Annotated in this window: 17 protein-coding genes; 5 read left to right on the forward strand and 12 right to left on the reverse strand. The window is 72.0% G+C overall.

The genetic code is table 11. From position 1 onward, the window contains the following. Positions 1-76 precede the first annotated feature (76 nt). Positions 77-1,096, forward strand: coding sequence for an SAM-dependent methyltransferase (locus tag ABZ459_RS50685; RefSeq protein ID WP_357988090.1), 1,020 nt, complete (start codon positions 77-79; stop codon positions 1,094-1,096). A 71-nt stretch (positions 1,097-1,167) separates the two neighbouring features. Here the strand turns inward: ABZ459_RS50685 and truB are convergent, their stop codons facing one another. From truB to rimP, 8 genes are all read right to left on the reverse strand, one after another. Beyond that, positions 1,168-2,040: a tRNA pseudouridine(55) synthase TruB gene (gene truB, locus ABZ459_RS50690; RefSeq protein WP_357988093.1), complete on the reverse strand. Its 873-nt coding sequence runs from the start codon at positions 2,038-2,040 to the stop codon at positions 1,168-1,170. Continuing rightward, the gene (locus tag ABZ459_RS50695) at positions 2,022-3,059 is read right to left on the reverse strand and encodes a bifunctional oligoribonuclease/PAP phosphatase NrnA (protein ID WP_357988096.1); all 1,038 of its coding nucleotides are present in this window, start codon (positions 3,057-3,059) and stop codon (positions 2,022-2,024) included. Before ABZ459_RS50695 ends, truB begins: the two co-directional genes overlap by 19 nt. Further along, a complete protein-coding gene (gene rbfA, locus ABZ459_RS50700; protein WP_352320726.1) occupies positions 3,056-3,496 on the reverse strand; it encodes a 30S ribosome-binding factor RbfA in 441 nt (146 codons plus the stop codon). The genes ABZ459_RS50695 and rbfA overlap by 4 nt, the downstream gene beginning before the upstream one ends. A gap of 39 nt (positions 3,497-3,535) precedes the next feature. Further along, positions 3,536-3,832: a DUF503 domain-containing protein gene (locus tag ABZ459_RS50705; RefSeq protein ID WP_352320823.1), complete on the reverse strand. Its 297-nt coding sequence runs from the start codon at positions 3,830-3,832 to the stop codon at positions 3,536-3,538. Between the two features lie 120 nt (positions 3,833-3,952). Further along, positions 3,953-7,075 carry a translation initiation factor IF-2 gene (gene infB, locus ABZ459_RS50710; RefSeq protein ID WP_357988100.1) on the reverse strand — a complete coding sequence of 1,041 codons (3,123 nt, stop codon included), beginning with the start codon at positions 7,073-7,075 and terminating at the stop codon, positions 3,953-3,955. A gap of 125 nt (positions 7,076-7,200) precedes the next feature. Further along, positions 7,201-7,500 carry a YlxR family protein gene (locus ABZ459_RS50715; protein ID WP_352365338.1) on the reverse strand — a complete coding sequence of 100 codons (300 nt, stop codon included), beginning with the start codon at positions 7,498-7,500 and terminating at the stop codon, positions 7,201-7,203. Further along, on the reverse strand, positions 7,484-8,488 hold the full coding sequence (gene nusA / locus ABZ459_RS50720) for a transcription termination factor NusA (RefSeq protein WP_357988104.1): 1,005 nt from the start codon (positions 8,486-8,488) through the stop codon (positions 7,484-7,486). Before nusA ends, ABZ459_RS50715 begins: the two co-directional genes overlap by 17 nt. A 12-nt stretch (positions 8,489-8,500) precedes the next feature. Further along, the gene (gene rimP / locus ABZ459_RS50725) at positions 8,501-8,995 is read right to left on the reverse strand and encodes a ribosome maturation factor RimP (RefSeq protein WP_357988107.1); all 495 of its coding nucleotides are present in this window, start codon (positions 8,993-8,995) and stop codon (positions 8,501-8,503) included. 284 nt (positions 8,996-9,279) lie between these two features. On the opposite strand from rimP, the gene ABZ459_RS50730 reads away from it, so the two are divergent. Both ABZ459_RS50730 and ABZ459_RS50735 read left to right on the forward strand, forming a co-directional pair. Next, entirely contained in the window at positions 9,280-9,804 is a 525-nt protein-coding gene (locus ABZ459_RS50730; protein ID WP_357988110.1) for a hypothetical protein, read from the forward strand. Positions 9,805-9,830: 26 nt separating this feature from the next. Further along, the gene (locus ABZ459_RS50735; RefSeq protein ID WP_357988113.1) at positions 9,831-10,349 is read left to right on the forward strand and encodes a ferritin-like domain-containing protein; all 519 of its coding nucleotides are present in this window, start codon (positions 9,831-9,833) and stop codon (positions 10,347-10,349) included. Between the two features lie 216 nt (positions 10,350-10,565). Here ABZ459_RS50735 and ABZ459_RS50740 read toward each other — a convergent pair whose 3' ends face one another. Together ABZ459_RS50740 and ABZ459_RS50745 are read right to left on the reverse strand one after the other, a co-directional pair. Further along, positions 10,566-12,308, reverse strand: coding sequence for a proline--tRNA ligase (locus ABZ459_RS50740; RefSeq protein WP_357988116.1), 1,743 nt, complete (start codon positions 12,306-12,308; stop codon positions 10,566-10,568). 140 nt (positions 12,309-12,448) lie between these two features. Continuing rightward, positions 12,449-13,120: a hypothetical protein gene (locus tag ABZ459_RS50745; protein ID WP_357988119.1), complete on the reverse strand. Its 672-nt coding sequence runs from the start codon at positions 13,118-13,120 to the stop codon at positions 12,449-12,451. Positions 13,121-13,253: 133 nt separating this feature from the next. Here ABZ459_RS50745 and ABZ459_RS50750 point away from each other — a divergent pair, with 133 nt between their 5' ends. Continuing rightward, the gene (locus ABZ459_RS50750) at positions 13,254-14,234 is read left to right on the forward strand and encodes an acyl-CoA dehydrogenase family protein (RefSeq protein WP_357988122.1); all 981 of its coding nucleotides are present in this window, start codon (positions 13,254-13,256) and stop codon (positions 14,232-14,234) included. A gap of 6 nt (positions 14,235-14,240) precedes the next feature. On the opposite strand, the gene ABZ459_RS50755 is transcribed toward ABZ459_RS50750, so the two are convergent. After that, positions 14,241-14,714 (reverse strand): hypothetical protein, encoded by a 474-nt coding sequence (locus ABZ459_RS50755; RefSeq protein WP_357988124.1) that lies wholly within the window; start codon positions 14,712-14,714, stop codon positions 14,241-14,243. Positions 14,715-14,815: 101 nt separating this feature from the next. On the opposite strand from ABZ459_RS50755, the gene ABZ459_RS50760 reads away from it, so the two are divergent. After that, the gene (locus ABZ459_RS50760) at positions 14,816-15,883 is read left to right on the forward strand and encodes an LLM class flavin-dependent oxidoreductase (protein WP_357988127.1); all 1,068 of its coding nucleotides are present in this window, start codon (positions 14,816-14,818) and stop codon (positions 15,881-15,883) included. On the opposite strand, the gene ABZ459_RS50765 is transcribed toward ABZ459_RS50760, so the two are convergent. Next, on the reverse strand, positions 15,861-16,160 hold the full coding sequence (locus ABZ459_RS50765) for a helix-turn-helix domain-containing protein (RefSeq protein WP_357988134.1): 300 nt from the start codon (positions 16,158-16,160) through the stop codon (positions 15,861-15,863). The two genes, ABZ459_RS50760 and ABZ459_RS50765, sit on opposite strands and share 23 nt — an antisense overlap. Between the last annotated feature and the right edge of the window lie 13 nt (positions 16,161-16,173).

Raw genomic sequence — 16,173 nt, forward strand, 5'->3', positions numbered from 1 at the left:
AAGCCTGCCATGCACCTCCCGCTCACCTCCAATCGAGGGGCGGAGCGCGGTATTCCCGCAAGTAGGATGAGCCATCATGCCTCGATACGCGCTCCTGATCCTGCCCGCCTTCAACCGGGTCTACGGTGAGAGCTCCCCACGCCTGACCAGGGGCGAGCTGGCCGTCTTCAGCGACCACGCCATCGAGAACACCGTGCTGAGCAGCGCGGAGACCACCATCGGCGGCGTCCCGTACATCACGTTCGAGACCGCCGAGCCGCTCTCCGAGCCCGACGTCGCGCTGCTGTCCAACCTCTCCTCCGTCTACGCGGTCTTCGGCGTCGAGGGCGACCTGCTGCGCCCGCTGGCCATGCGCCCCCTCGACCGGCTGAGCAGCGACCTGCTGACCATCCAGAAATACGCCGGCAAGACCAACGAACACTTCACCAAGCTGCTGCTCAACGTCACCGTGCTCGCCTCCGACCGGCCCATGTCCGGCAGGTTGTCGGTGTTCGACCCGATGTGCGGCCGCGGCACCACCCTCAACCAGGCCCTCATGTACGGCTACGACGCCTACGGCCTCGACGTCGACGTCAAGGACTTCGAGGCGTACACGACGTTCATCAAGACCTGGCTGCGCAACAAGCGGCTCAAGCACACCGCCGAGACCGTGCCGGTGCGGCGGGCGCGGGCGCTGGTGGGGCGGCGGCTCAACGTCACGTTCGGGCTGTCGAAGGAGGCCGTCAAGGCGGGCGACGTGCAGCAGCTCGCCGTGGTCAACGCCGACACGCTCAAGAGCCGCGAGTTCTTCAAGCCCCGCACGTTCGACGTCGTCGTGACCGACGCCCCCTACGGCGTCCAGCACGGCAGCAAGGGCGGCGGCGGCCTGTCCCGCAGCCCGCTCGAGCTGCTGAGGCAGGCCGTGCCGGTCTGGGCCGAGCTGTTGCGCCCCGGCGGCGCGATGGGCATCTCCTGGAACACCTACGGCGGCAAGAGCGCCGAGCTGGCCGCGATCCTCACCGGCGCCGGCCTGGAGGTCATGGACTACCCCGACTTCGAGCACTGGGTCGACCAGGCGATCGTCCGCGACATCCTGGTCGCCCGCAAACCCGCCTGACGACGGGCCCGCGGGCCGGCCGCGAACACGGCGGGCCCTGGCCGCGAACACGGCCGGCCCGGCGGCGGCGCTCAGCCCGCGAACACGGCCAGCGGCTTGGCGATCCGGCCCTGCTCCTCCACCAGCGCCAGCAGCTCGCCCTCCGGCCCGAACACGCCGATCGGCCCGGCTCCGAGCCCGACCGCGGGCAGCCGGCCGCCGTGGCCGATCACGCGCGCCTCCTCGGCGGTCACGTCCCGGCGCGGGAACGCCGCCGAGACCGCCTCGCCGATGGGCAGCACCACGCACTCCTCGGCGAGCTGGTCGATGCTCCGGGCCAGCGACAGGTCGTAGGGGCCGACCCGGGTCCGGCGCAGGCTCGTCAGGTGGCCGCCGACGCCGAGCGCGGCCCCCAGGTCGCGGGCCAGGGCCCGGATGTAGGTGCCGCTGGAGCAGGTGACGACCGCGTCGACGTCCATGACGTCGCCGGCGGCCCTGATGTCGAGCACGTCGAAGCCGTACACGGTCACGGGCCGGGCCGCGAGCGCGACCTCCTCGCCCGCGCGGGCCATCTTGTACGCCCGCTGCCCGTTGACCTTGATGGCGCTGACCTGCGGCGGCACCTGCATGATGGCGCCGGTGAGCGCCTCGACGCCCTTGTGCACCTCGGCCGCGCCCACCTCCGCCGCCGACGCCGTGGCCACGGTCTCGCCCTCGGCGTCGTCGGTGTTGGTGGACACGCCCAGCCGGATCGTGGCCTCGTAGACCTTCTCGGTCAGCGCCAGGTGCCCGAGCAGCCGGGTCGCCTTCTCCACCCCGATCACCAGCACGCCCGTGGCCATCGGGTCGAGCGTGCCGGCGTGCCCGACGCGGCGGGTGCCCGCGATGCGCCGCATCTTGGCCACCACGTCGTGCGAGGTCCACTCGCCCGGCTTGTCGACGATGATCAGACCGCTCTCGGCCATCCAGCCTTCCCCAGCTCTCGTCTGAACTTGGCCATGGTCTCCTCCACGCTGTCGTAGGAGGTGAACCCGGCCGCGTTGTGATGCCCGCCGCCGCCCAGCGCGGCGCACACGGCCGCCACGTCGACCCCGCCCTTGGACCTGGTCGACACCTGCCAGTCGCCGTGGTCGTCCTCCTTGAGCACGACCGCGACCTCGGCCTCGTCGGTGCGCCGGACGATGTCGATCATGCCCTCGATCTCCGAGTACGGCAGCCCGTACGCGGCCCGGTCGACCCGCGGCACGTACGTCCAGACCATCGAGCCCTCCAGCTGCACCCGGTCGAGCGCCCTGGCCAGCACCTTGAGGTAGCCGAACGGCGAACGGTCCCACAGCTCGCGGGCGATCTCGTCGGTGTGCAGGCCCGTGGCCACCAGCCGGGACGCCATCCGGTGCACGGCCGGCGTGGTCGAGGCGTAGCGGAAGGAGCCCGTGTCGGTCACCAGGCCGGTGTACAGGCAGGTGGCGATGTCCCGGTCGAGGCTGCCGCCGAGCCGGTAGATGAGCTGCTCGGCCAGCATGGCCGTGGCCGCCGCCTGCGGGTCGATGAGGCTGTGCGTGCCGAACCCGGCGTTGGACGGGTGGTGGTCGATCACGATGACCTCCTCCGCCCTGGCCGCGTTGGGGCTGAGCAGGCCCAGCCGCTCGAACGTGGAGGAGTCGAAGGTGATCATCAACGCCGGCGCCTCGGGGTAGTCGGCCGGCGGGCACAACATCTCCTGCCCCGGCAGGAACCGCAGGATCCGCGGGACCGCGAAGTACTGGTCACCGAAGGAGGCCACGACCCGCTTGCCGATCGAGCGCAGCACGTAACCGACGGCCAGCATCGAGCCGAGCGCGTCGCCGTCGGGCGACACGTGACAGGCCAGGGCGACCTCGTCGACCTGGCCGATGAGCTGGACCGCGCGCTCCCAGGAGGCCTCGGGGATCCCCGTGGCCTCCTGGGAGGGCTGCTCGGCTCGGGCGCGCACGTGCGACGTCACGCCTGGTCGTCCTCACCCTCATCGGGCTTCTTGTAGGGGTCGGCCTCGCCGGCGTAGGCCGCGCCCTCGGCCCGGCGCGCCACCTCGGCGTCCCGCGCTCTGGCGGCGTTGATCAGGTCGTCGAGCTGGCGGGCGCTGTCGGGCAGCGGGTCGTGCCGGAACGTCAGCGTCGGGGTGAAGCGCACGCCGGTCTGGCGGCCCACCTCGGCGCGGATGATGCCCTTGGCGCTCTCGAGGGCGGCCGCGCTGTCGGACCGCTCGGCGTCGGAGCCGAACACCGTGTAGAACACCGTCGCCTCACGCAGGTCAGCCGTGATCCGCGTGTCGGTCACGGTGACGAAGCCCAGGCGCGGGTCCTTGATCCGGCGCTCCAGCATCTCGGCGACGATCTGCTGGATGCGGTCGGCGAGCTTGCGCGCTCGTGCGGCATCCACCATGTTCGCTCCCCCTCACGCACGACCTGGCCGTGCTGTCGTTCAATCTTCGTCGTTGTAGAGGCGCTGTCTGGCTGACAGCAACTCGATTTCAGGGCGGAAGGCCACCATCCGCTCGCAGGCGTCCATCACCTCTTTGCAGTTACCCGCAGAGGCGGAGATCACCGCGACGCCCACCTCGCACCTGCGATGCAGGTCAAGGTGACCGGTCTCGGCCACCGCGATGGACGGGTAACGTCGCTGCAGCTCGGCGATCAGAGGCCGGACGACAGAGCGCTTCTGCTTCAGCGAACGCACGTCGCCGAGCAGGATGTCCAGGGTCAGAGCACCCACATACATCGTGTGAAACCACCGCTTGGCCTGGTGGGGTGGAAGCACGACCGGTCCACTGCGGTGGGAAGGGGGCCCGGACGTGCGAGAGGCGCCCGGCGGAGGTTCCGCCGGGCGCCCGGCCGCTGGTCAGGCCCGCGGCTTCTCCCGCATCTCGAACGTCTCGATCGTGTCGTCGATCCGGATGTCGTTGTAACCGACACCGATGCCGCACTCGAAGCCCTCACGGACCTCGGTCGCGTCATCCTTGAAGCGACGCAGGGACGAGACGGTCAGGTTGTCGGCGATGACGACGCCATCGCGGATCACCCTGGCCTTGCTGTTGCGGACGATCGTGCCGGAGCGGACCAGCGAACCGGCGACGTTGCCGATCTTCGGCACCTTGAAGACCTCGCGGACTTCGGCGGTGCCCATCTGGACCTCTTCGAACTCGGGCTTGAGCATGCCCTTGAGCGCCGCTTCGATCTCCTCGATCGCCTGGTAGATGACCGAGTAGTAGCGGATGTCGACGCCCTCGCGCTCGGCCAGGTCGCGCGCCCGAGGCTCCGGGCGGACGTTGAAGCCGATGATGACCGCGTTGTCGTCGGCGACGGCCAGGTTGACGTCGTACTCGGTGATGGCGCCGACCGCGCGGTGCAGGACACGGAGCCTGACCTCGTCGCCGACGTCGATCTTGAGCAGGGCGTCTTCCAGGGCCTCCACCGAACCGGACACGTCACCCTTGATGATGAGCTTGAGCTCGTCGACGCGACCCTTCTCGAGGTTGCTGAACAGCTCCTCGAGGGTGAGGCGGCGGCTCGACTTCGCCATGTCGGCGCTGCGCTTGCGCGCCGCGCGCTGCTGGGCGATCTGGCGGGCCATGCGGTCGTCGGTGACGACGATGAAGTTGTCACCGGCGCCGGGAACGGCCGTCAGACCCATCACCAGGACCGGACGCGACGGCGTGGCCTCTTCGACCGCGTCGCCGTTGTCGTCGAGCATCGCGCGGACGCGGCCGAAGGCCTCGCCACACACGATCGAGTCGCCCACGCGCAGCGTGCCGCGCTGGACCAGGACGGTCGCGACGGGGCCGCGGCCCTTGTCGAGGTGGGCCTCGATCGCGATGCCCTGGGCGTCCATCGTCGGGTTGGCCCGCAGGTCGAGCTCGGCGTCGGCGGTGAGCAGGATCGCCTCGAGGAGGTTGTCGATGCCCGTGCCGTTCTTCGCCGAGATGTCGACGAACAGGGTCGAGCCGCCGTACTCCTCGGCGACCAGGCCGTACTCGGTGAGCTGGGCGCGGACCTTGTTGGGGTCGGCACCCTCCTTGTCGACCTTGTTCACCGCGACCACGACCGGCACGTCGGCCGCCTGGGCGTGGTTGAGCGCCTCGATCGTCTGCGGCTTCACACCGTCGTCGGCCGCGACCACCAGCACCGCGATGTCGGTGGACTTGGCGCCTCGGGCACGCATGGCGGTGAACGCCTCGTGACCCGGGGTGTCGATGAAGGTGATCTTCCGGTCTTCGCCCTCGTGCACCGCGGGGACCTGGTAGGCACCGATGTGCTGGGTGATGCCACCGGCCTCGCGCGCCACCACGTTGGTCTTGCGGATGGCGTCGAGCAGCTTGGTCTTACCGTGGTCGACGTGACCCATGACGGTCACGACCGGCGGACGCGCGGCCAGGTCGGCCTCGTCGCCCTCGTCCTCGCCGAACTCGATGTCGAAGGCCTCGAGAAGCTCGCGGTCCTCCTCCTCCGGGCTGACGACCTGGATGTTGTAGTCGAGCTCGGCGCCGAGGAGCTGCAACGTCTCCTCGTTGACCGACTGGGTCGCGGTCACCATCTCGCCGAGGTGCAGCATGATCTGCACGAGCGAGGCGGGGTTCGCGCCGATGCGGTCGGCGAAGTCGGACAGCGACGCGCCGCGCGGCAGGCGGATCGTCGCGCCGTTGCCGCGAGCGACCTGCACACCGCCGATCGCCGGCGCCGACATGTTGTCGAACTCCTGGCGCCTCTGACGCTTGCTCTTACGACCACGCGCGGGACGGCCACCGGGACGCCCGAACGCGCCCGCCGTGCCACCGCCGCGACCGCGGCCGCCGCCACCCGGGCGACCGCCGAAGCCACCGCCGCCGCCACCGGGACCACCGGTGCCGGTACGGGGACCGGCGCCGCCGCCACCGGGACGACCGGCGAAGCCGCCGCCACCACCGGGACGACCGCCGCCACCGCCGGGACGGCCACCGCCGCCACCGCCGCCGGGACGACCGCCACCGCCGCCACCACCGGGACGCGGGCCACCGCCCGGACCGGCAGGACGACCCTGCGGCATCATCATCGGGTTGGGACGCGGCCCACCGGGACGCGGACCACCGGCGCCGGGACCCGGACGCGGACCGGCCGCACCGGGCGGACCGGGACGCGGACCCGCGGGACGCGGACCGGCCTCGCCGCCGCCACCGGGACGCGGCGGACGGGGGCCCGCGCCGTCACGCGGCGGACCCTCACGACGCTCGCGCTGACCGGGGCCACCACCGTCGCGGTTGCCGCCGGGACGCGGCGGACGCGACTGGCCCATGCCACTGGCGTTGGACGAGAACGGGTTGTTACCCGGACGCGGGCCACGCGGACCCGGCTTGGGACCGGGACCAGGACGCGGGCCGCCGCCTGCGGGCGCACCCGGACGCGGAGCCTGCTGCTGACCGCCACCGCCGCCACCGGAAGGCTGCCCGGGACGCGGCGCCGGACCGGGCTTGGGACCCGGACGGGCGGCGGGACCCGGACGCGGCCCCGGAGTCGGACGCGCGGGCGCGCCGGAACCGGCCGCGCTCTCGAAGCGGGCCTGCGGAGCCCCGGAGGCCTCGCCGCGCGCAGCCTCGGGCTGCTGCTGCGGCTGGTGGGGCATCGGCACCGGCGGACGCGGCTGCGCGCCGCCCGCGGGAGCCGCGGGGCCGGGACGCGGGCCGGGCCTCGGAGCCGGGCCAGGACGCGGAGGGGTAGGGGTCGGCGCCTCCGCGGCGCCGTTGCCGGCCTGGTGTTCTGCCGGACGGGGCGCAGCCTTGGGCGGCTGCGGCCTGTTGGACGACGAACCGCCGCCCCTGGAGGGCCCACCCTTCGATGCGCCCAGAGCTTCGGTGAGCCTGCGGACCACCGGCGCCTCGATGGTCGAGGACGCCGAACGGACGAACTCTCCCATCTCTTGGAGCTTGGCCATGACGACCTTGCTCTCTACGCCGAACTCCTTAGCGAGCTCGTATACCCGGACCTTCGCCACTGCACTCCCTTACTCGGCCCGGGAGGCTGGCTGTGCCGTCCGGACCGTCGTTAACTTGACGTCTTCATCGCCGCGTGCTCATCAGGCGCTCATAGCAATCTGACTCCGCCCATCAACTCGGCGTCCTACATGACATTTCGTGATTCCTCCTCCAGGTGTGCCCGCACACGCGAGACGTCAAGCGGCCCCGGCACGCGGAACGCGCGCGGGAACGCTCGGCGACGCTCGGCGAGCTCCAGACAGCTCAAGGACGGATGCAGCGATGCACCGCGGCCAGAAAGCCGTCCTCGCAGATCAGGGACCAGATGGTCCTCGATCCGCACCAGGCGGAGCAGCTCGGACTTAGCCGTGCGAACCCTGCAGCCCACACAGGTGCGCTGTGGGGCCGCGTGGCCACCATATTCCAGCTTACCGTGTTGACGCATCTACGGAACCGGCGGCATCCTCGGCTTGTGTGTCAGGCCGGATGTCAATGCGCCATCCGGTGAGCCTGGCGGCAAGCCGGGCATTCTGCCCTTCCTTGCCGATGGCCAGCGAAAGCTGGTAGTCGGGGACCGTCACCCGTGCGACCCGTCCTTCGAGATCGAGAACCTCGACATGGGAAACACGGGACGGGGACAGCGCATTCCCGACGAACTGACCGGGATCCTCGGACCAGTCGATGATGTCGATCTTCTCGCCGTGCAGCTCGGTCATCACGCTGCGGACGCGCGAGCCCATCGGGCCGATGCAGGCGCCCTTGGCGTTGACGCCCGGCTTGCGCGACCGGACCGCGATCTTCGTGCGGTGGCCGGCCTCGCGGGCCACCGCGGTGATCTCCACGGTGCCGTCGGCGATCTCGGGCACCTCCAGCGCGAAGAGCTTCTTGACCAGGCCGGGGTGGGTGCGCGACAGCGTCACCGACGGCCCCTTGTGGCCCTTCTTCACCTGCACCACGTAGGCGCGGATGCGCTCGCCGTGCACGTAGTCCTCGCCCGGGACCTGCTCGGCGTGCGGCAGCACGGCCTCGATCTTGCCGAGGTCGACCAGCACCACGCGCGGGTCCTTGCCCTGCTGGATCACGCCCGAGACCAGCTCGCCCTCGCGGCTGGCGAACTCGCCGAAGTTGATCTCGTCCTCGGCGTCGCGGAGCTGCTGCAGGATGACCTGCTTGGCAGTGGTCGCGGCGATCCGGCTGAAGTTGCCCGGAGTGTCGTCGAACTCCCTGACGACGTCGCCCTCGTCGTCGAGCTCGGCCGCCCAGATCGTGACGTGGCCGCTGCCGCGGTCGAGCTCGGCGCGCGCCTTGGGCGCCGCGCCCTCGGTGCGGAAGTAGGCGATCAGCAGCGCGTCCTCGATCGCCTTGACGACCAGGTCGAAGGAGATGTCCTTCTCCCGCTCCAGGCTGCGCAGGACGCTCATGTCGATGTCCACGAGGCTTCCCCCTTAGCCTTCGTCGCCGTCGACGTCGTCGATGTCGTCGATCCGGCGGAACTCCACCTGTACCCGGCCTCGGGTCAGGTCCTGGTAATCGAGCCGGCGGGCGGAGCCGGCGACGTCGAGGTCGACGCCGCTCTCGTCCGCCGCCAGGATGCGGCCCTCCACCACGGTGCCGTCTCTCATCTCGGCCTTCACCAGCCGCTTGGCGGCACGCCGCCAGTGGCGCGGCTCGGTGAGCGGGCGGTCGACGCCCGGAGAGGAGACCTCAAGGGTGTAGGCGGCCTGCCCCATCACGTCGTCCTCGTCGAGTGCGGTGGAGACGGCCTGGCTCACGTCTGCGATGTCGTCGAGGCTCACGCCGCCGTCGCGATCGACGATCACGCGCAGCAACCGCCTCTTGCCCGCCTGGGTGACCGTGACGTCCTCCAGGTCGAGGCCCTCCGCGCCGACCACAGGCTCCAGGAGCTTCATCAGGTGGTCGCGGGATGATGCGCTGCCCATATCGACCTCCCCTATTGTCATGTCTCAGCCGGGCGGACCTCGCCACTGGCTCTCCGCCGTCTGGCTGCGCAGCCAGCGACGACAGTTGACACCCTATCTGTACGGAGGCACGGAGAGAGCGCCACTCGTCGTGGTCGAGTGGCGGAGCGTCGCCTGACGGCGTTCCCGGGCACCAGCCCGTACGATGCTATCTGCGTCCGCAGTCACCTGGAGCCGTCGCCGGCGGCGCCCCGGTCACTGGGGTCCCTCGTCACCGGGTCCGTAGTCACCGGAGGTCCAAGCCCGTGCGCCCGCGTCACCTCTCCAGGCGAGCCGTGCTGGCGGGCGGAGCGGCCGCCCTGACGGCCTGCAGCGCCTCGGGTCCGGCCGGGCCCGCGGCCCCGGCGCCCGACTCGCCCGAGACCGTCCTGCTGCGGCAGGTGGTCGCCGACAAGGAGCGCACGGTCGCCCTCTACTCGGCGCTGATCGCGGCTGGCGCCGAGTCCCTGGAGCCCTTCCGCGCCCGGCACCAGGCGCACCTGGCCGAGCTGCGCAAATACCTGCCCGCGGGCACGCCGCCCGCCTCTCCGCCCGCCTCTCCGCCGGTCTCGCCGCTTGTCTCCTCGCCGGCCTCGCCCGGCGCGTCGCCCGGCGCCACGCCGTCGAAGTCCCCCAAGCCCACGCTGTCACGGCTGCGGGACGTCGAACGCCGCGCCGCGGCGCAGCGGCCCCGTCAGCTCGCCGGCCTGTCCCCCGGCGTGGCCCAGCTCCTCGCCAGCATCGGGGCGTGCGAGGCGGTCCACGCCGTGTCGCTGCCCAAGTCGTCGTGAACGGGAACGTGATGAACGGGGTCGTGGTGAACAGCGCCGTGAGGGACAGCGTCGTGGTGGACAGCGTCGTGGTGGACGGGGACGACGTCGGGAGGCTGCGCAAGGCTCTGGCCGCCGAGCATGCCGCCGTGTTCGCCTACGGGCTCCTGGGGGCGCGTACGACCGGTTCCCTGCGGGACCTGACCGGCGCCGCGTACGAGGCCCACCGGGCCCGCCGCGACCAGCTCCGCAACCTGATCACCGGCCGCGGGGAAAAGCCGAACGAGTCGGAGCCCTCCTACGCGCTGCCGTACGTGCCCACGGGCGCCGTGCAGGCCGCCCGGCTGGCCGTGCAGCTGGAGAACGGCATCACGGCCGCCTATCTGGAGCTGGCCGCCGCCGGCGACCCCGCGCTGCGCAAGTACGCCGCCCTGGCCATGCAGGAGTCGGCGACCCGCGCCTACGCCTTCCACCCGGCACCACCCGCGGCCTTCCCGGGCATGCCGGGCAGCAGCCCGCCCCCGACGCCGCCCCCGACACCGGCGCCCTCCGGCTCCGGCGGCTGACGACACCAACGGAAGGCGGGCACGACGGCCCGTTCCCCTCACAAAGCCGGGACAGCAGACCGTCCCCGTCGCGAAGCCGAGACAGCAGACCGTCCCCCTCGCGGAGACGAACAGTGGCCCCGCCCCGTCGCCGGAGCCGGGACAACGGCCCGGCTCCGAAGGGGTGCGGGCAGCGGGCAGCGGGCGGGCAGTCGCCCGGCCCGCGGCGGTGTGGGGTCAGCGGCAGGCGGCCAGGATGCGGGTGGCGGCCTCGGCGAGGGGGATCTCCTCCTTGACGCCGGTCACCCGGTCGCGCAGCTCGATGACGCCCTGCGACAGCCCGCGCCCGATCACCACGATCGTGGGCAGCCCCAGCAGCTCGGCGTCCTTGAACTTGACGCCCGGCGAGACCTGGGCGCGGTCGTCGACGAGCACCCGCAGCCCCTGCGCCTCCAGCTCGCCGGCCAGCTCAAGGGCGGCCTCGACCTGGTTCTCCTTGCCGGTGCCGACGATGTGCACGTCGGCGGGCGCGACCTCGCGCGGCCACACCAGGCCGAGCTGGTCGTGGGCCTGCTCGGCGATGACGGCCACGGCCCGCGAGACGCCGATGCCGTAGGAGCCCATGGTGATGCGGACGGGCTTGCCGTCGGGGCCGAGCGCGTCGAGGCCCGCGGCGTCGGCGTACTTGCGGCCGAGCTGGAAGATGTGGCCGATCTCGATGCCCCGGTCGATGGACAGCGGGGAGCCGCAGCGGGGGCAGGGGTCGCCGGCGCGCACCTCGGCGGCCTCGATCGTGCCGTCGGGGACGAAGTCGCGCCCGGCGACCACGTCGGCGGCGTGCTTGCCCGGCTCGTTGGCGCCGGTGACCCAGGAGGTGCCGGTGACGACGCGGGGGTCGACGAGGTAGCGGATGCCGAGCTCGCGCAGGATCTGCGGGCCGATGTAGCCGCGGACGAGACCGGGGTGGGCGGCGAAGTCGGCGGCCTCGAAGATGGCGGGCTCGCCGGGCGCGAGCGCGGCCTCCAGGCGCTTGAAGTCGACCTCGCGGTCGCCGGGCACGCCGATGATCAGCGTCTCGACCTTGTCGGAGCCGGGGGTCGTGACCTTGACGACGACGTTCTTCAGCGTGTCGGCGGCGGTGACGGACAGGCCGTGGCGCTCGTTGACGTAGGACACCAGGGACTCGATGGTCGGGGTGTCGGGCGTGTCGAGGACCCGCATCGGCGCGGCGCCGTCGAGGTCGCGGGCGGGCGGCGCGGTGGTGGTGACGGCCTCGGCGTTGGCCGCGTAGCCGCAGGAGTGGCAGGCGACGAACGTGTCCTCGCCGGTGGGGGTCGGCGCCAGGAACTCCTCGGAGGCCGAGCCGCCCATCGCGCCCGAGGTGGCGAACACGATCTTGTACTCGATGCCGAGCCGCTCGAACGTGCGGATGTAGGTCTCGCGGTGCTGCTCGTAGGAGCGCTTGAGGCCGTCGTCGTCGAGATCGAAGGAGTAGGAGTCCTTCATGAGGAACTCGCGGCCGCGCAGGATGCCGGCCCTGGGCCTGGCCTCGTCGCGGTATTTGGTCTGGATCTGGTAGAGCGTGACCGGGTAGTCCTTGTACGAGGAGTATTCGCCCTTGACCATGTCGGTGAAGAGCTCCTCGTGCGTGGGGCCGAGGAGGTAGTCGGCGCCCTTGCGGTCCTGGAGCCGGAACAGGGTGTCACCGTATTCGGTCCAGCGGCCGGTGGCCTCGTAGTACTCGCGGGGCAGCAGGGCGGGGAAGAGCACCTCCTGGCCGCCCATCCGGTTCATCTCCTCGCGGACGATCCTGGTGACGTTCTCCAGCACCAGCTTGCCGAGGGGCAGCCACGAGTAGATGCCGGGGGCCACGCGGCGGACGTAGCCGGCGCGGACGAGGAGCTTGTGGCTCGGCACTTCCGCGTCTGCCGGGTCGTCCCGCAGGGTGCGAAGAAACAACGACGACATGCGCAGCAACACGGCTACTCCTTGCTCGGGCCTGGATCTGAAGGATTACAGGCTATCGACTCGGGGGGCCGCGCCGCGCGGCGTTAACCGGGCGCGTACGAGCGAAGGCCCGGATCACCGGGCTCACGGCGATCGGCGGCCGGTACGCCCGCTCAGGCCGAGAGGGGCAGCCAGCCGCCCACGAAGACGCCCAGGCAGACCGTGAACAGACCGGCGAAGACGGCCGAGACCGCCAGGGCGCGCACGCGGGCCCGCCGGTTCCTGCGCAGCACCACGACCAGGGCCACGGCCAGCAGCGCGACCACCGTGGCGGGGCCGGGCCAGAACGACTGCTCGCTGTCGATGAAGCCGGGGGTCGCGCGGTCGACGACGTCGGCGATCAGCAGGGCGCCGATCGCGCCCGCGGCCAGGTCGCCCCAGCGGTCCCGCCTGCGGGTGACGTAGGCGAGCAGGCCGAGGCCGACGAGCAGGCCGACCGTCCAGTTCAGCCCGGCGACGCCGCCGCCGATGACGTCGAAGCCGTCCACACCGCGCAGCGCGCCCGCGCCCATGGCCGCGACCACGGTGGACACGGCCGCCAGGAACGTCGTCAGCAGCGCCCAGCCGAACCCCGACGCGGTGGCGCCCACGACCAGCGAGAGGGTCAGGTAGGCGTACGGGTCGTAGAGCTGGCCGAACCATTCCGGGCCCTTGCCGGCGGTGAACATGCCGATCAGGCCCACGGCCAGTCCTGCCAGGAAGGCCGCCAGCACGTGGTGTTCCATGCGGCGCAGACGCCGGTCGCATTCGGCGAAGTCGGCGTACTCGATCGCGGTGTGGTTCATCTTCATTCCCTGGTCAATCCCTCCCCCGGAAATGTCTAGGGATGACCGCATCCAGATTATGTATCCATCCAAAAAAGGCAAATTTCGGTCATCCGTACCTAAGGCAAGCAATCGCTTGGTTTACCATGCTCGGGTGACCCTCTCCGATGAGCTCGGCGCCGTCGTCCGCGCCTACCTCGCCGACCGGCCGGACGCGACGTGGCAGGCGTTCGCGCGGGAGGTGGGCGTGGCGGGGCTGCTCGTCCCCGATCGGTACGGCGGCGCGGGCTGCGGCCCGGCCGAGGCGGCGGCCGTGGCCGAGGAGCTGGGACGCGCGCTGTCACCCCACCCGTTCCTGCAGTCGGCCGTGCTGGCCGTCGGGGCGCTCATGGCCGACGGGGACGAGGAGGCGCGCGCCCGGCTGCTGCCCGAGCTGGCCTCGGGGGCGGCGACGGCGACCGTCGTGCTGCCGGGCGACGGGGAGCTGACGCTGGCGGACGACCGGCTCTCGGGCGCGGTGCCGTACGCGCTGGACGGCGAGATCGTGCTCGCCTACGCCGGCGGGCACCTGGTGGAGGCCGTGCCGACGCGGCGGGCGGCGTACCCGACCATGGACGAGACCCGGCCGCTGACCTCCCTCGCCTTCGACCGCGCACCCGTACGGCGGCTGGGCCCGGGGACGTCGTGGGCCCGCGTACGCGACCTCGGGATCGCGACCCTGGCGGCCGAGCAGACCGGCGGCGCGGCACGCTGCCTGGAGATGGCCACCGAGTACGCATGCTCGCGGCGGCAGTTCGGCCGGCCGATCGGCTCCTTCCAGGCGATCAAGCACAAGCTGGCCGACGTGCTGCTGCTCGTGGAGTCCGCCCGCTCGGCGGCACGGGCCGCGGCGGCGGAGGCGGGAGCGGGGCCGGAGGGAAGGGCGGACGTCTTCGCCGCCGTCGCGGGGTCGTACTGCACGGAGGCCTACCTGACGGCGGCGGGCGAGAACATCCAGGTGCACGGCGGCATCGGGGTGACGTGGGAGCATCCGGCGCACCGGTATCTCAAACGGGCCACGTCCGACGCCCAGCTCCTGTGCCCGCCGCGGACGCACCGCGCCCGCCTGGCCCCGCACGTCTTCGGCGAGGCGTGAGACGGCTCAGCCGCCGAGCAGCTCCTCCCACGGATGGCGGGTGTTGGTGCGGCGGGTGGTGTCGAGGGCCTCGGCCAGGCGCCACAACCCCGGCCGCGCGCGCACCCGGGCCCGGCCCATGGGGTCGATCGCGCGCAGTACGAAGCGCACCCCCATCACCTCCAGCACCGCCGAGCCCGCGCCCGCGGGGCCGGCGGCCGTGAGCGGCGCGCCGCCGGCGTCGCCCACCTGGCCGGCGAGCAGCGCGGCCACCTCCGAGGCGTACGGCCCGTCGCGCCACTCGATGTGCCAGCTCCGGTCGGCGCCGCGCCACCACGTCAGGTCGCGACACGACTCGATGACGTCGGCCTCGGTCGCGAGGGCGGCCATGACCCGGCCGAAAGCCTCGTAACCGCGCGCGTCGGGGAGCGAGGGACCGTCGTCCCCGTGGTCGTGGAACGTGCCGTCCTTCGACCGCCGCAGCGCGTGCTTTCGCCTCACGAGCAACCACTCTGATCGGCGGCGCGCCCTTCCCGCAAGTCTTCGGCCCTGATACTCTCTACCAAGCGAGCGCTTGGTTCACTACTTTCGCCGGAGGCGCGATGACGTCCCTACGGATCAGCCTGGGGTACGAACTGGAGGTCCGCGGCCGCACCCGCGAGGTCGAGCGACAGGCGTTCGAGAACGTGATCGAGCAGGTCGTCCTCGGCGATCGGCTGGGGTTCGACACGGCCTGGTTCGTCGAGCACCACTTCACCAGGGGTTTCTCCCACTCCTCCGCCCCCGATCTGGTCCTCGCGGCCATCTCCCAGCGCACCGAGCGCATCCATCTCGGGCTCGGCGTGGTGCTGCTGCCGTTCCAGTCGCCCATCCGCACCGCCGAGCGCGTCGCCACCCTCGACGTGCTGAGCGGCGGCCGGGTCGAGTTCGGCACCGGACGCGGCGCCTCCCCCCTGGAGTACCAGGCCTTCCAGCGGCCGTTCGAGAAGTCGCGGCAGATCTGGGAGGACTCGCTGGAGGCCACCCTCGCCATCTGGCGCGCCGACGGCGAGCCGATCAGCAGGTCGAACGAGTTCTTCGAGATCCCCGACGTGGCCGTCTACCCCCGTCCGGTCCAGGAGCCGCACCCGCCCGTGTGGGTCGCCTCCACCTCGCTGGAGGGCTACCTGGCCGCCGCCCGGCACGGCTACAACCTGCTGGGCATGACGATGCTCAAGGGCATCGACGACGTCGCCGCCGACATCGCGAGATATCGGGAGTGCCTGGCCGAGAGCGGTTTCGACCCCGCCTCCCGGCGCGTGGCGCTGATGATCCCCTGGTTCGCCGCCCCCACCCGGGACGAGGCCACCGCCACCGCCGCCGACGCCGTCCTGTGGTACATCCGCCGCCAGGTCAACCTGGTCACCCCGCCCGACTACTACGACGCCCGGCACGCCACCCACCGTGTGCTGGGCCAGCTCGCCGCCGGGATGCCGCCGGAGGAGGCGATGGCCACCCTGCGCGAGCACCTCATGGTCGTGGTGGACGACGTCGAGGGCTCGCGCAAGGCCCTGGCCAGGATCGCCGAGGCCGGCGCCACGGACCTGATCATCCAGGCGCAGGTCGGCGGGCTGGCCCACGAGAGGGTGTGCGAGTCGATGACGCTGTTCATGAACGAGGTGGCCCGTTGACCGCCGCCCGCTGGCTGACCCGCGACGACCTCGCCTCGGCCGCACGCTCCGCCGAAGGGCTGCTGCTCGTGGCGCCCGACCTGTCCAGCGTGTTCCCGCTCGGCCCCGAGGACGCCACCGCCGCGACCGGCCTCACCGCGGCGGCGCTGCGCGCGGCCGGGGTCGGCGGGCGCGACCGGGTCGTGGTGGCGCTCGCCGACCCGTCCGTGATGTCGCAGCCGATGACCTCGCGGATGCGGTCGAGCCGGTAGTAGAGCGTGCTGCGGTGGATGCGCAGCCGCCGTGCCGCG

Origin of the sequence: Nonomuraea sp. NPDC005692, assembly GCF_040631115.1 — a bacterium.
Classification (GTDB): Bacteria; Actinomycetota; Actinomycetes; order Streptosporangiales; family Streptosporangiaceae; genus Nonomuraea.